This window comes from Bradyrhizobium sp. URHA0013 (assembly GCF_000518345.1).
Lineage (GTDB): Bacteria > Pseudomonadota > Alphaproteobacteria > Rhizobiales > Xanthobacteraceae > Bradyrhizobium.
In genome coordinates this window covers 400,382-414,394 of sequence record NZ_JADK01000006.1, presented here as the reverse complement: position 1 = coordinate 414,394, position 14,013 = coordinate 400,382, and the positions used below count along the sequence as shown (strand labels likewise).

General features: G+C 63.7%; 13 protein-coding genes. 4 read left to right on the top strand and 9 right to left on the bottom strand.

Annotated features, from left to right (window positions below; translation table 11 throughout):
- Position 1 precedes the first annotated feature (1 nt).
- On the bottom strand, positions 2 to 1,357 hold the full coding sequence (locus N551_RS0109655; RefSeq protein WP_027519010.1) for a hypothetical protein: 1,356 nt from the start codon (positions 1,355 to 1,357) through the stop codon (positions 2 to 4).
- A gap of 175 nt (positions 1,358 to 1,532) precedes the next feature.
- On the opposite strand from N551_RS0109655, the gene N551_RS0109650 reads away from it, so the two are divergent.
- Positions 1,533 to 3,251, top strand: a complete 1,719-nt coding sequence (locus tag N551_RS0109650) for a caspase family protein (RefSeq protein ID WP_027566810.1) — start codon at positions 1,533 to 1,535, stop codon at positions 3,249 to 3,251.
- A 141-nt stretch (positions 3,252 to 3,392) separates the two neighbouring features.
- Here N551_RS0109650 and N551_RS0109645 read toward each other — a convergent pair whose 3' ends face one another.
- The 6 genes from N551_RS0109645 to N551_RS0109620 form a co-directional block, all read right to left on the bottom strand.
- Positions 3,393 to 4,511, bottom strand: coding sequence for a cobalamin-independent methionine synthase II family protein (locus tag N551_RS0109645; protein ID WP_027566809.1), 1,119 nt, complete (start codon positions 4,509 to 4,511; stop codon positions 3,393 to 3,395).
- 19 nt (positions 4,512 to 4,530) lie between these two features.
- Positions 4,531 to 5,247, bottom strand: coding sequence for an ABC transporter ATP-binding protein (locus N551_RS0109640; RefSeq protein WP_027566808.1), 717 nt, complete (start codon positions 5,245 to 5,247; stop codon positions 4,531 to 4,533).
- Entirely contained in the window at positions 5,240 to 5,995 is a 756-nt protein-coding gene (locus N551_RS0109635) for an ABC transporter ATP-binding protein (protein ID WP_027566807.1), read from the bottom strand. Before N551_RS0109635 ends, N551_RS0109640 begins: the two co-directional genes overlap by 8 nt.
- Positions 5,992 to 7,020, bottom strand: coding sequence for a branched-chain amino acid ABC transporter permease (locus N551_RS0109630; RefSeq protein WP_027566806.1), 1,029 nt, complete (start codon positions 7,018 to 7,020; stop codon positions 5,992 to 5,994). Before N551_RS0109630 ends, N551_RS0109635 begins: the two co-directional genes overlap by 4 nt.
- Positions 7,021 to 7,028: 8 nt before the next feature.
- Entirely contained in the window at positions 7,029 to 7,898 is an 870-nt protein-coding gene (locus N551_RS0109625) for a branched-chain amino acid ABC transporter permease (protein ID WP_027566805.1), read from the bottom strand.
- A gap of 165 nt (positions 7,899 to 8,063) precedes the next feature.
- A complete protein-coding gene (locus tag N551_RS0109620) occupies positions 8,064 to 9,254 on the bottom strand; it encodes an ABC transporter substrate-binding protein (RefSeq protein WP_027566804.1) in 1,191 nt (396 codons plus the stop codon).
- 518 nt (positions 9,255 to 9,772) lie between these two features.
- Here N551_RS0109620 and N551_RS0109615 point away from each other — a divergent pair.
- Positions 9,773 to 10,057 (top strand): hypothetical protein, encoded by a 285-nt coding sequence (locus N551_RS0109615; protein WP_027566803.1) that lies wholly within the window; start codon positions 9,773 to 9,775, stop codon positions 10,055 to 10,057.
- 37 nt (positions 10,058 to 10,094) lie between these two features.
- Here N551_RS0109615 and purU read toward each other — a convergent pair whose 3' ends face one another.
- Positions 10,095 to 10,958, bottom strand: a complete 864-nt coding sequence (gene purU / locus N551_RS0109610; RefSeq protein WP_027566802.1) for a formyltetrahydrofolate deformylase — start codon at positions 10,956 to 10,958, stop codon at positions 10,095 to 10,097.
- A gap of 141 nt (positions 10,959 to 11,099) precedes the next feature.
- On the opposite strand from purU, the gene N551_RS0109605 reads away from it, so the two are divergent.
- Complete coding sequence (locus N551_RS0109605; RefSeq protein WP_027566801.1) at positions 11,100 to 11,942, top strand: uroporphyrinogen-III synthase; 843 nt, start codon at positions 11,100 to 11,102, stop codon at positions 11,940 to 11,942.
- A gap of 123 nt (positions 11,943 to 12,065) precedes the next feature.
- The gene (locus N551_RS0109600; protein ID WP_027566800.1) at positions 12,066 to 13,328 is read left to right on the top strand and encodes an MFS transporter; all 1,263 of its coding nucleotides are present in this window, start codon (positions 12,066 to 12,068) and stop codon (positions 13,326 to 13,328) included.
- Here the strand turns inward: N551_RS0109600 and N551_RS0109595 are convergent.
- Positions 13,325 to 13,999, bottom strand: coding sequence for a Crp/Fnr family transcriptional regulator (locus N551_RS0109595; RefSeq protein ID WP_027566799.1), 675 nt, complete (start codon positions 13,997 to 13,999; stop codon positions 13,325 to 13,327). The two genes, N551_RS0109600 and N551_RS0109595, sit on opposite strands and share 4 nt — an antisense overlap.
- Between the last annotated feature and the right edge of the window lie 14 nt (positions 14,000 to 14,013).

Genomic DNA, 14,013 nt, shown 5'->3' with positions numbered 1-14,013 from the left:
GTCAATCACGCCGGCGCGAGATGACGTAGGATTCGTCGAGAAACCAGAGCCCATTATACTTTCGCAGCACGTCCCTGGCGGCATCCAGAGTGCGGCCGTTTTGAGTCATTTCCGTCAACCGGTCGTCCTCAATCTGAGCGACATACACCGCCGCATTCCAGGCTGCAAAGGCCGTCGAGGTTCCGATAGTGCCTGTCACCTCGTTGGGCAGCGCTTCCATATCATACCTGAAGATCGAGCGGTTATCTGCGTAAGCATTAAAATTTAGGTCGCGGCCCACCGAGCCGAGCTCATACTTCACCGCGCGCAATAGCTCATGACGGCTCACCGAGAAAGGATTTTCTCCGGGCCAGATCGCCTGGATCATCTCCATGCCCGGGTCCTGCCCGTGGGAGTGAATTCCGATCAGGCGGCCGCCTGCCCGCAAGGCCCGCGCCAGGGGCGCAATGATCCGTTTTGCCCGGAAATTGACCGAGGACAGCGCGCGGTATGGCTGGGATGCAATAACGAGGTCAAAATTGGCCTCGGCCTGGCCCGGCCGTGGAATGGTCGAATCGAGCAGAAACCGCTGATCTTCACGGTAGAGCACCAGCACGACAGGCCGCTCATAGAGCGGCATCCCCGTGCGCGGGCTGACCGCCGCGCGCCAGTTCTGCTCCAAAAACGGCTTCAACTCCGCGATTTGCGTCTCGAACTCGCCCGAGGAAGCCCCCCGCAGGGGAACCTCGTGCCAGACGGTCGCGGCGGCCGCCGCGGGCGATGCCGGCGTGAGCCAGGGCGCCTCCGCGTAAAGCATGTTGGTAAAAACGAACACCGAGGCCGGATGCTCGAAAATGCGATCCGGCACCTTGTCCAGCGTCAGGCGGAGGTCCTCGAGACTGAGCTCCTTGCCGGCGACATAGAACGGCATGTGCGGAAAGCGCTGGTGCATCGCGCGCAGCACGCGCGCCAGTACCGTGCCGTCGCCAACACCGGCATCGAACACGCGCAGCGCCGGGGGCCGCGGATGGATGCTGGCAAGCTCCAGCGCCACGCGCTCGGCGACCACCCGCTTCTCACTGCAAGTGTGGACGAACAGCAGGTATTTCTGGCGGTTCTCGAAGAAGCGGAAATTGCCGCGCGGATCGCGCTTTTCCGGCGGCACCTGAAGTCCCCGCGGGGGAGGCACGCCGCCGGCCATCGATGCGGCCATATAAGCCTGGATCCGGTCCAGCGTGTCGATCGTGATGCGCTTGCCCTCGCGCAGGCGATGCACAAGCTTCCCATCGTTCACCGCGCGCCGGCCAAACGTCGATTCCGCCATGTCGGCCTTGCGGCAGAACTCGGTGATTTGGCTCAGGATTTCGTCATTCTTCATGAAGTGGGACGCAGTGGGCAGAAGGATTGGGTAACGCCTCCTAGCAAAATCTGCCCACCGGGGGAATAGGGGATGGAGTTCGCCGCCGTTGCCGTGTGCACAACAGCGAGGCCGTGAACCACCAGGCCCTGCCGCGCAACCAACAGACGCCTCTCCTCTATGGGACCCATCTCCAATGCGTCGTCCGCTCGTCGCACTCTGCCTGCTCGCCGCAACCCTTTGGTCGGCGTCCGCATTTGCGCAGGCGCGCAACCAGCTTGGGCCGCTCTGCACCACCGACACCACGCCGGCGGACCAGATGATCGACGCCTGCAGCAAGATCATCGCGCTGAAGGTGTTCAAAGGCGAGCAGCTCGCAACGGTCTACTTCTGGCGCGCGGTGGGCTGGAACAAGAAGGGCGAATACCTAAGGGTCATCACCGACGCCACGGAAGCAATCCGGCTCCAGCCGAGCCAGGCAGTCTATAATCTCAGGGGATCGGCCTACTACGACAGAGGCGAGTACGAAATCGCGATTGCCGATTTCGATGACGCGCTGAAGCTAGGCCCGCCGAGCGGTACCATATTCCACAATCGCGGCAATGCCTGGCGCGGCAAGGGCGACTACGCCAAGGCCATTGCCGATTACGACATGTCGATCAAAACCGATCCCAGATCGGCATTCTCGTACCAGAACCGCGGCATCGCGAAGGAGGCGCTCGGCGACCTCGACGGCGCGCTCGCCGATATCAACCAGGCGATCCGGCTCGATCCGACGCTGCCGCAGCCGCTGATCAACCGGACCGCGATCTGGCGTGTCAGAGGCGATTACGATCGCGCGATTGCCGACAGCAGCGAAGCGATCCGGCTCGCGAAAGAGAAACCGCCCGTCAACATCATGACGCCGCCGAACAGCGTTCTGGTCTCGGGCTACACCCATCGCGCGCTGGCCTATGAGGCGAAAGGCGATTACGCGCACGCGAGGGACGACTACAAGGCGACGTTGGCAATCACGGCTTCCGATGCCGGCAGCAAGGCCAATCAGGCCACGGCAAAGGTGCGGCTGTCGCTGGTCACCGACGCTAGCGTGCCGATCCCGCGCGATGCGCCGTCACCGACGAGCGAGCCGGCAAAGGCACCGGCTCCCCAGCAGACGGGTGCCGCGCCGTCCCCCTCGCCTGCTCCGGCCGCGCGCGGCACGCGCATGGCGCTGATCATCGGCAATGGCGCCTATGCGCATGTCAAGGCACTGCCCAATCCGCCCAATGACGCGCGCGCCGTTGCGAAGAGCCTGCGCAACATCGGCTTCACTGTGTCAGAAGGCGTCGATCTCGACCGCGCGGCGATGCAAAAGATGACGCGTGACTTCTTGCGGGAGGCGGCGCGGGCGCAAATCGTGGTGGTCTACTATGCCGGCCACGGCGTGCAGGTCGAGGGTCGCAACTATCTCATTCCCGTCGACGTCGAGCTCAAGTCGGGCGCGAGGATGACGGACGCGATGATCGACATGGATACGATCATGGCCGGCCTCGACGACCAGGTCCGCACCAACATTTTGATCTTCGATGCCTGCCGCAATAATCCGATGGCACAGCAGGTTGCATCAGCTGGCACCAACCGCGCCATCGAAGCTGCCTCGGGCCTCGCAGCGCCAACGAGCCTGGGCGCCGGCGCGACGCTCGGCGCCGGCACGCTGATCGCTTTCGCCACTGCGCCGGGCCAGGTCGCGCTCGACGGTGAAGGCGCCAACTCGCCGTTCTCTGCCGCGCTCTCCCGCCATCTCGGCACGCCTGGCCTGGAAGTGCAGCAGATGCTGACGCGGGTGCGGGCCGAGGTGGTCTCGACCACGAAGAACAAGCAGGTGCCGTGGTCGAACTCGTCGCTGCTGGGCGAGGTTTATCTGGCGGAGAAATGAAGGGCGTGTGCCTCACCCTCAGCTGTCATCGCCCGGCTTGACCGGGCGATCCAGTACGCCGAGAAGTCAGCGATTCTCCGAGAAGCCGCGGCGTACTGGATTCCCCGCCTTCGCGGGGAATGACAGTGAGCGAGTGGAGCCCTATTGGCCCCACACTTCCTTTGCGATCTCCACGGCGAGGCTGAGCTTGGCCCACTGTTCCTCTTCGGAGAGGACGTTGCCCTCCTCCGTCGACGCAAAACCGCACTGCGGCGATAGTGCGAGCTGCTCCAGCGGGGCGAACTTGGCGGCTTCCTCGAGACGGCGCTTGATGTCATCCCTCTTCTCGAGCTCACCGAATTTCGAGGTGATGACGCCGACCACGACGACCTTGTTGCCCTTGGGCAGGAAGCGCAGCGGCTCGAAGCCACCCGCGCGGTCGCTGTCGTATTCGAGGAAATAGCCGTCGTAATTGGTGCCGGCGAGCATGGTCTCGGCAACCGGCTCGTAGCCGCCTGAAGAAATCCAGGTCGAACGGAAATTGCCGCGGCAGACATGCGTCGTCACCACCATGTCGGCGGGCTTCTCCGCCAGCGCGTAGTTGATGACGCGCGCATAGATCTGCTGGAGACCCTCGGGATTGTCGCCCCGCTCGCGCGCCTTCTGCAATTCGTCCGGCGAGCAGAGATAGGCCCACACGGTATCGTCGAACTGGAGATAGCGGCAGCCGGCGTCATAGAACGCCTTCACGGCCTTGCGATAGGTCTTGCCGAGGTCTTCGTAGAAGGCGTCGAGATCGGGATACACGTCCTTGGAGATCGCCTTGCGGCCGCCACGGAAGTGCAGCACCGCCGGCGACGGGATCGTCATCTTCGCGGTGACGTGGGCCTGGTCGGCGACCTTCTTCAGGAAGCGGAAGTGATCCAGCATCGGATGGTCATCGGGGAAATCGAGCTTGCCGATCACCCGCACCGCGTCATGCCGCGTCTCGACGCCCGCGAACTGGATGCCGGTGTCGGGGTGGAACATTTCGCAGCCGGTGAGCTTGGCCAGGAAGTCGAAATGCCACCAGGAGCGGCGGAATTCGCCGTCGGTTGCGAGCTTCAGGCCGAGCGAGGCCTGCTTATGCACGACCTTCTCGATCTCCATGTCCTCGATCTTGCGCAGATCGTCGGCCGAGATCTCGCCCTTCTCCAGCCTGGCGCGGGCTTCCTTGATCTTCGCGGGGCGCAGGAGGCTGCCGACCTCGTCGGCGCGGAAGGGGGCTTTGGTTCGCTGCATTTCTTACTCCCAGTTATTTTTAGTGGGCCGCCGCCCCTGCGACGCCGAGGTGGCGCTCGAGGACCGACGGGTCGGCCTTCAGCGCGGCGCTCGGGGCGTCGTGGACGATCGTTCCGCGCTCCAATATCACAACACGGTCGGCCAGCCCCAGAATCTTTTGGGCATTCTGCTCGACGATAATCGAGCAGATGCCGCCCGCCCGGGTGATGGTCCCGATCGCCTTCAAAAGCTCCTCGACGATGATGGGGGCAAGGCCCTCGGTCGGCTCGTCCAGGAGAAGCACTTTCGGATTGAGGGTCAGCGCGCGACCAATCGCCAGCATCTGCTGCTCGCCGCCGGAGAGCTGGTTGCCAAAATTGCTCCGCCGCTCCTTCAGCCGCGGGAACATCTCGTAGACCCTCTCGACCGTCCAGGGGCCGGGCTGGGCCACTGCGGACATGTTCTCCTCCACCGTGAGCGAGCGGAAGATGTTGCGCTCCTGCGGCACCCAGCCGATCCCGGCGCGCGCCCGCTGGTCCGGCCGCAAAGTCGTGACGTCGCTACCGGCCAGCCGGACATTGCCGGAGAAGCGACGGGTGACGCCGACGATCGAATTGATCAGCGTGGTCTTGCCGGTGCCGTTGCGCCCCAACAGTGCCAGCACCTGGCCTTCGGAGAGACGCAGGGACATGTTCGGCAGCACCACGGCCTCGCCGTAGCCGGCGCGAAGCGAGTCGATCGCGAGCAGGTCAGACATTGACCGCCTCCTCGCCGAGATAGACCGCCTTGACCTGCGGGTCGCGCGCGACCTGCTCGGGCGGTCCTTCGGTGAGCAGCGCACCGGAGACCAGGACAGAGATGCGGTCGGCGAAGGAGAACACGAGGTCCATGTCGTGCTCGATCAGCAGCACCGTGACGTCGCGCGGCAGGCTGCCAACGACGGCGAGAATGTCATGGCGCTCGCTCTCAGGCACGCCGGCGGCGGGCTCATCCAGCAGCAGCACGCGCGGCTTGGCGGCGATCGCGACCGCGATCTCGAGCAGGCGCTGCTTGCCGTAAGGCAGCGTCACCGTCTGCTCGTTCATGACGTCAAGCAGGTGGAAGCGTGTCAGGAGGTCGGCGATCTCGCCGTTGACGTCGCTGCGCGTACCCATCCGCCGCCACCAGTCACCGCCATGGCCGAGGCGCTCGGAGACAGCGAGACCGATGGTCTCGAGCGGGGTCAGGTCGGGATAGAGCTGGTTGATCTGGAAGGTACGCGACAAGCCGCGCAATACGCGCTTGTGCACGGGCAGATCGGTGATGTCCTGGCCTTCGAGCAGGATGCGGCCCGAGTTCGGCTTGAGCACGCCGGTGAGCTGGTTGATGACCGTGGTCTTGCCGGCGCCGTTCGGGCCGATCAGCGCGTGGCGGGCGCCTTGTTCGATTTTTAGCGACAAGTCGCGAGTGACGCGCAGACCACCGAACTGCTTTTCGAGATTCTGGGTTTCGAGCGCGATGATCATGCGTCGCTCTCCGGCACGGCGACGACGGCCTTGCGCCCGGCTATCTGCTTGATGACCAGATTGGGCACATACAGCATCCAGCGATGCAGGCGCTGCCGGCCGACCAGGACGATCACGACCAGCACGAGCCCGATCCAGAACTGCCAGTATTGCGGGGTGATGGTGGAGAACAACTCCTGCAGCATGCGGAACAGCACCGCGCCGATCAGGCCGCCATAGAGATAGCCGGTGCCGCCGATCACGAGCACCAGCATCAGGTCCGCCGAGCGCTCGAAGGCGAACACGTCGAGCGAGGCGATCGCGGTGGTCTGGGTGAACAGTGCGCCTGCGATGCCGGCATAGAACGCCGCGAGTGTGTAGATCGCAATCAGGCGGCGGTTGACGGGAATGCCGATCGCGGCCGCGCGCAGCGGATTGTTCTTGATCGCCCGCAACGACAGCCCGAACGGCGAATGCACGACGCGGCGGGCGAACAGGAACAACAGGAACAGAACGGCGAGCGAATAGAAGAAGCCGGTCTTGCCGAACATGTCGAACGGGATCTCACCGAAGATCGGCTGCATCTCGATACCCTGCAGGCCGTCGGTGCCGCCGGTGATGTTGGAGAAGCGTTCGGCCAGCGCCTCCAGCAACAACGCGATGCCGAGTGTCACCATCAGCCGCGTCAGGTCGACGCCTCGGATCACCAGGAAGCTGGTGGCGAAGCCGAGCACCATCGCGACAAGGCCTGCGACGACAAGCGCAAGCACGGGCTCGTTGATGATCCCATGCAGCGCGAGAAGCCCCGCCGCGTAAGCACCGGCGCCGAAGAAGGCTGCATGGCCGAGCGAGACGATGCCGGCGTAACCGAGGATCAGATCGAGCGACATCGCAAACAGCGCGAGCCGCAGGATGTCCGTCATGATCAAATAACGCGTGGGAAATACGAAGCCGCAGCCCAGCACGATCAGCCAGAAAGCGGCCTCGCCATAATGCCAGCGTGCCTGGCGCTGGGCGTGATAGCCGACGTCGGAGGAGGCGCTCATCGGCGAACTCAACGCGCGGCCGTGCGGCCGAACAGGCCGTTCGGGCGCCAGATCAGGATCACGATCATCATGGTGTAGATCACGAAAGGTCCCATCTTCGGGACGTAATATTTGCCGGCGACGTCGCCGATGCCGAGCAGCAGCGAGGCCAGAAACGGGCCGGTGATCGAGGACGAGCCGCCGACGGTGACCACAATCAGGAAGTAGATCATGAACTTCAGCGGAAAATACGGGTCGAGGCCGAGGATCTCGGCGCTCAGCGCGCCGCCGAGACCAGCCAGGCCGCAACCAAAAGCAAATGTGAAGGCGAACACCTGCGGCACGTTGATGCCGAGGCCGCTCGCGGCGCGGGGATCATCGACCGCGGCGCGTAGACGGCTGCCGAACCGCGTCTTCGCGAGCACCATCTGGAGAGCAATGGTGAGCAGCCCGCAGATCACGATGATCATCAGCCGGTAGCGGCCGACGCCGACGCCGAACACGTCGAACTGGCCCTGAAGCGCCGCCGGCAAATTGATGAAGACCCGCGACGAGCCCTGGATGTAGTCGACGGCCGCGACCGACATGAAGGTGAGGCCGATCGTGAACAGCACCTGGTCGAGATGGCTGCGCGCATAGAGGTGTCGGTACAGCGTGCGCTCGAGCACAATGCCGATCGCAGCAGAGGAGACGAAGGCAAGCGGCAATGCAGCGAAGAATGGCCAGCCCATCCGGTTGACCAGCACCATGCAGACATAGCCGCCGGCCATGGCGAAGGCGCCATGGGCGAGGTTGACGAAGTTCATCAAGCCGAGCGTGACCGCGAGCCCGCAAGCCAGCACGAACAGCAGCATGCCGTAGGCAACGCCATCGAACAGGTTGGTGAGGATTGAGGTCATCGTCTCAGCTTGGCGTTATCGTCATGACCGGGCTTGTCCCGGCCATCCACGTTCCTGGTTCGACTCTCGCGTGGATGCCCGGGTCAAGCCCGGGCATGACGAGAGTGGCGGGCGAGATCCCCGATGCGCGCTAATGCGCGCTCGGGGATGACGCGCTTTCGCGCGTCACTTCTTGGTCTTGCCGAGATCCTTGACGGCCTCGAAGGTCGCGAACTCGACGTTGTAGAGCTCGCCGTCGACCTTCTCGACCTTCCGGATGTAGATGTTCTGCACGATGTCGCGGGTCTCGGGGTCGATCGAGATCGGGCCGCGCGGGCTCTCCCACTTCTGGCCCTTCATGGCTTCGACCAGCTTGGTGCCGTCGGTGTCGCCATTGGTCTTCTTCAGTGCTTCGTAGATCAGATGAATGCCGTCATAGCCGCTCACCGCCATGAAGCCCGGCCGGTTTCCGTACGCCTTCTTGTAGGCCGCGACGAAATCCTTGTTCATCTGCGAGGGATGCGCCGCGGAATAAAGGTGTGCAGTGACCGTGCCCAGCACGGCGTCGCCCATGTTGTTGAGGAGGTCGTCGTCCGTCACGTCACCCGGTCCGATCACCTTGATGCCCGCCTTGTCGAGTCCGCGTTCGGCATACTGCTTCATGAAGTTGCCGCCCTGGCCGGCCGGCACGAACACGAAGATCGCGTCAGGCTTGGCATCCTTCATACGCTGGAGGAACGGTGCGAAATCGGGATTGGCAAGCGGCGTCTTCACCTCTTCGACCACCTCGCCGCCACCGGCGGTGAAGTTCTGCTTGAAGAAGTTGAGCGCGTCATTGCCCGGCGCGTAGTCCGAGGTCAGGGTCGCCACCTTCTTGATGCCGTTTTTCACCGCCCAGTCGGCGATGATGGTGGAGGACTGCGCCAGCGTGAAGCTGGTGCGCACGATATAGGGCGAGCGCTCGGTGATGATGGAGGTGCCGGCGGCCATCACGACTTCCGGGATCTTGGCTTGCGTGGCCAGCGGCGCCGCCGCGAGCGCGGCCGGCGTGACGCCGAAGCCGGCGATGAAATGGACCTTGTCGTTGACAATCAGCTCTTGCGCGGCGGTCTTGGTCTTGTCGGGAATCGCAGCATCGTCCTTGAGGATGATCTCGATTTTTTTGCCGGCGACGGTGTCGCCCTTCTGCTGCATGTAGAGCTTGATCGCGTTCTCGATCTGCTTGCCGGTCGAGGCCTGGCCGCCGGTCATCGGCAGGATCAGACCGACCTTGACGCTATCCTCGGCCTTGGCCGGAAGGACGGCCGTAAGGCCCACGATGGCGGCCGCTGCTGCGGCCCAGGCAGTCTTATGAGACAGTTTTTTGCGTTCGAACATCAGATGTCCCTCCCCTTCATTCCTGATCTCTTGTGCGCCGGACCGAGTGCCCGGTCCTTGCCTTAAATCGAGCTCACGCACGCGTGATGTCGCGCCACATGGCGTCTTTCGCGCCGTTATTGTCAATCGGACGTTTGGCGACCTTTCGGCGCAAGCCGAGCCTTCCGATTGCCAACGGCAGAAGCGATACCGGGTCACGTCCGGGTAACCCCGGTATCGTGATCGTGGTCGCCATCATTTGTACGATTGTACAAACAAAATGGACCTGTCAACGAAAAAGCCCCATCTCCGACCAAACCACTCTGTCGCGAGACGTTGCCGCAGTCTAGAAGCGCCGCCGGCCGGGTGCATGGAGGATTTGGTCTTTTGTTTGCAGAATTTGAACATCGGCAAGGTCTGAGTAGGTAGCCTCTGGTACCAAATTACCTACCTCGAATAAGTCTATTTTACCTGTTGAAGGCTACTCTCCCGACGACAGCCTGACCTGGCGTCCAACACGCTGACCTCGCCTCCGTACAATGCCCAGATCCGCCCGTTCCCTCCTGATCCTCCTCGCGCTCTCCGCGGGCCTGTCCGGCTGCGGCACCGTCAACGAAAAGCTCTCGTCCGGCATGGGCGACTACGTCCCGCAATGGGCCGGCGGCTTGCCGGCGGACGCCCCGCCGCGGGCGGGCACGCCGCAATACGATGCCTTCATGAAGGAGCGAGAGCGCAAGCGGCTGATGCCGGCAGCGGATCGCGAAAAGGAGGAGCAGGCGCAAAAGGGCGCAACGGGCTCAGCGTCCGGCGCTGCGTTGCGTTAAGTCATGCCCCTCTCGCCGCTTGCGGTGAGAGGTGAGTTCAATCCACGAACACCACGGTCTTGCGGCCGTTGAGGATGACGCGGTCGTTGAGATGGTAGCGGATCGCGCGCGCCAGCACGCGGCGCTCAATGTCGCGACCCTTTCGGACGAGATCCTCAGGCGTGTCGCGATGGCTGATGCGCTCGACGTCCTGGTCGATGATCGGGCCCTCGTCGAGGTCGCGCGTGACGTAGTGCGCGGTGGCGCCGATCAGCTTGACGCCACGCTCATGGGCCTGGTGATAGGGTTTTGCGCCCTTGAACCCCGGCAGGAACGAGTGGTGGATGTTGATGCAGCGTCCCGACAGATTAGCAGAGAGATCGTCCGACAATATCTGCATATAGCGGGCGAGCACGACGAGATCGGTCCCGGTCTTGGCGACGAGGTCGAGGATCTGCGCCTCCTGCTCGCGCTTGGTCTCTTTCGTAACAGGCAGATAGTGGAACGGAACCCCGCCGAAATCGAGCCCGTCATAGACCTCGCGCGGATGGTTGGAGACGATTGCGGCCAAAGTCATCGGCAGCTCGCCGGTCCGCCAGCGATAGAGGATGTCGACCAGGCAGTGATCGGACTTCGACACCAGCAGCATCACCTTGCGATGCGCGGCCCGATCGCGCATCTGCCATTCCATGCCGAAACGCTCGGCGATCGCGGTAAAGCCGGTCTGGAGCGCCGACAGCTCCACGGCGAGATCGGCGGCGGTGAACACCACCCGCATGAAGAACTTGTTGGTCTCGGTGTCGTCGAACTGTTGGGCGTCGAGGATGTTCTGTCCGGAATTCGCCAGGAAGGTCGACACCGCCGAGACGATGCCGGGACGATCCGGACAGGACAGGGTCAGGACATATTGATGATCTGGCATGGGCCTTGATGAAGGTTTGGGCAGCGGCTGCGGAACGCCCCGCGATTTGCGCCCTGCTCTATCACCGACCCCACCTTGCGCCAATCCCGACGGTGGAGTCAGGATGAACGTACGATTGCTTTGACTGACCGGAGTAGGCTCATGGCCGACCGCTTGAACGGCACCCGCATCCTGATCCTGGAAACGCGCGAGGAGGCGCAGTTTTCGAAGTTGCTGGCCGAGCAAGGCGCCGAGGTCGTGCAATGCCCGATGTTCACCATCCAGGATGCACCAGACCCCGCCCCGGTCGAGGCCTGGATCCGCCGCGCCATCGACAAGCCCTTCGACGACCTCGTGTTGATGACCGGCGAAGGGCTGCGGCGGATCATGAAGCTCGCCATCGCGCGAGGGCTCGACCAGGCTCTCGTGGCGGCGCTTGCCAGATCACGAAAGTTCACCCGCGGCCCCAAGCCTGGCAAGGCACTGCGCGAAATCGGACTCGAGGCGCAGCGGACCACAGAGAAGCCGACCACCGACGGCGTGATCGAGATGCTCGGCAAGCTCGATCTGAAGGGGCACCGCCTCGGCCTTCAGCTCTATCCCGACAAGGATCACAATGCGCTGACCGATGCGCTTGCCGCGCAAGGTGCCGAGGTCGATGCCGTGCTGCCTTATGCTTATGATTCCAAGGCGGCGGATGCCAACATCGTCACCGCGATCGACGAGATGGCCGCCGGGCGAATCGATTCGATCGCGCTGACCAATCTTGGCCAGGTGCGCCGCCTGATTGAGGCCGCGAAGGCACATGGCAGCGAGGCGAAGCTGCGCGCAGGCCTGGAGCGGACGCTGATCGCGTCAGTGGGACCTGCTGTCTCGGGCGAGCTCGCGGCGCACGGCCTGCGGACCGACGTCTCGCCTGCCGATGAAGCCTACTTCATGCGACCGCTGATCTCGGCGATGGCCACTGCGCTCCTGGAGCGGAAATCGAGAACCGCTGCGAGCTAGGAGCAGAGCGCGGGAGCGGCCTGCAGCTGCCCCCGATTGACACAAGCGTCACCGGCGCTACGGTCTCGCACAGAAGAAGAAACAACAAGGCAAGGGAATCGCCGTGATACGCGCCATCGCGCCTTGAGCACACCCGCACGCCCCTCCGCGCTCGCGCCATTTCGTATCCGCAATTATCGTTTCCAGTGGCCGTCCGACCTGCTCACCTCCTGGGCATTCGAGATCGAGACGCTGGTGCTCGGCTGGTACATCATGGTCGAGACCGGCTCGGTGCTGCTGCTCACCGTGCTCGCATCGCTCCAGTTCGTCGGGACATTGGTGGCGCCGGTGTTCGGCATGATCGGTGACCGCATGGGTCATCGCGATCTCCTGGTCGCGATGCGTCTTGCCTATATGGTGCTCGCGTCGACCATCATGACTCTGGCACTGACCGGTCATCTGACCCCGCCAGGCGTCATGATCATCGTCGCAATCATGGGCCTGATTCGCCCCTCGGATCTCGGCGTTCGCGGCGCGCTGCTTGCCGAGATCATGCCGAGCGAGCAACTGGTGGGCGCCATCAGCGTTGCGCGCACGACCCAGGACAGCGCGCGCATCGCCGGCGCGTTGACAGGCGCGGGGTTATTTGCCGTCCTCGGTATTGGCCTCGTTTACGTGGTGATCGTCTGCCTCTATTTCGTGGCCGCGCTGCTCATGCTCTGCCTGACCCGGCCGGAACGGACCATTGCCACAACTGACCTTCCGGCAGACAGCCGCGCCGTTTGGAGATTGCTGGGCGATCTGAAGGAAGGGATCGTCTACGCCTGGAATGGCGCGGGGATGCGCGCGGCGCTATGCGTCGCCTTCCTGGCCAACCTGACCGCCTTTCCCTTCACCGGCGGATTGCTGCCCTACATCGCGCGGGACATCTTTCATACCGACCAGACCGGCCTCGGTTATCTCTCCGCGAGCTTCGCCGTCGGCTCGCTGATCGGCTCCATCACGCTCAGCCTCGTCAGCGGAGTGCGCATTGCCCGGCTCCTGATCGGCGCGACGCTGGCCTGGTACGCCATGCTGCTGGTGTTCGTCGAGATCAGGACCATGCCGGTGGCGATGGCCTGCCTTGTGCTCGCCGGCATCGCCCAGAGCATGTCGATGATATCAGCTGCCGTGATCCTGATGCGGACGGCCAGCGCACATCTTCGCGGCCGCGTCATGGGCGTGCGCATGATGGTGATCTACGGCCTGCCGATTGGGCTCCTCGCGGCCGGCAGCCTGATCGACATCATCGGCTATACCGCGACGGGGTCGCTCTATGCCGTCTCGGGGTTCATCGCAATGACGGCGATCGCGGTGCGCTGGCGCGCTGACCTCTGGCCGGTGCACGCCCCCGCCAATGGGCGCTAATCCCCGTAACTGCGCAACCGCTCGATATCGAGGATCGTGACGCCGCCATACTCCAGCCGGAGCAAGCCCTCTTTCTCCAGCCGGTTCAGCGCGCGGTTGGCATTCTGGCGGGACATGCCGGAAAGCGCGCCGATCTCCTCCTGGGTGATCTCCAGATGCGCGGTGGATTCCGGATAGAGGATCGGATTGAACAGCGAGGCGATGCTGCGAGCAAGCCGCGCGGTGGCATCCAGCGTGCGGTTGACCTCGAGCATCCCGATGAACTGGCCGAGCCGCTCGTTGAGCTGCCGAACCAGGAAGCGGTTGAAGCCGACGCTGTTCTCGAACAGCCACATAAAGGCGCTGCGTTCCATCAGTGCGACGCGGCTGTTGCGCAGCGCGACGACGTCATAGCGGCGCGGCTCGTTCTTGAGCACGCTGCCCTCGCCGAACCAGGCCCCCGCCGTCAGCCCGGCAAGACTCGTCTCCTTGCCGTCGCGCGAGACCCCGCCCATCCGGGCAAGCCCAAAGACCATGCCGGCCCAATAGTCGAACGTGTCGCCGCGCATGAAGACGGTCTCGCCGGTGCCGTAGGACCGCTCCGTGATCCCGGCACGAGCGACCTCGATCTCCGCTTGCGTGAGCTCGCGCGACCAGGCAGCGACGCGCTTCAATTGATCCTCTGAAATCATGAACCCGAAGCCCG

Bases quoted from the DNA above. Each gene is read 5' to 3' on its own strand.
- N551_RS0109655 (WP_027519010.1), bottom strand. From the start codon at position 1,357: ATGAAGAATGACGAAATCCTGAGCCAAATCACCGAGTTCTGCCGCAAG.
- N551_RS0109650 (WP_027566810.1), top strand. From the start codon at position 1,533: ATGCGTCGTCCGCTCGTCGCACTCTGCCTGCTCGCCGCAACCCTTTGG.
- N551_RS0109645 (WP_027566809.1), bottom strand. From the start codon at position 4,511: ATGCAGCGAACCAAAGCCCCCTTCCGCGCCGACGAGGTCGGCAGCCTC.
- N551_RS0109640 (WP_027566808.1), bottom strand. From the start codon at position 5,247: ATGTCTGACCTGCTCGCGATCGACTCGCTTCGCGCCGGCTACGGCGAG.
- N551_RS0109635 (WP_027566807.1), bottom strand. From the start codon at position 5,995: ATGATCATCGCGCTCGAAACCCAGAATCTCGAAAAGCAGTTCGGTGGT.
- N551_RS0109630 (WP_027566806.1), bottom strand. From the start codon at position 7,020: ATGAGCGCCTCCTCCGACGTCGGCTATCACGCCCAGCGCCAGGCACGC.
- N551_RS0109625 (WP_027566805.1), bottom strand. From the start codon at position 7,898: ATGACCTCAATCCTCACCAACCTGTTCGATGGCGTTGCCTACGGCATG.
- N551_RS0109620 (WP_027566804.1), bottom strand. From the start codon at position 9,254: ATGTTCGAACGCAAAAAACTGTCTCATAAGACTGCCTGGGCCGCAGCA.
- N551_RS0109615 (WP_027566803.1), top strand. From the start codon at position 9,773: ATGCCCAGATCCGCCCGTTCCCTCCTGATCCTCCTCGCGCTCTCCGCG.
- purU (WP_027566802.1), bottom strand. From the start codon at position 10,958: ATGCCAGATCATCAATATGTCCTGACCCTGTCCTGTCCGGATCGTCCC.
- N551_RS0109605 (WP_027566801.1), top strand. From the start codon at position 11,100: ATGGCCGACCGCTTGAACGGCACCCGCATCCTGATCCTGGAAACGCGC.
- N551_RS0109595 (WP_027566799.1), bottom strand. From the start codon at position 13,999: ATGATTTCAGAGGATCAATTGAAGCGCGTCGCTGCCTGGTCGCGCGAG.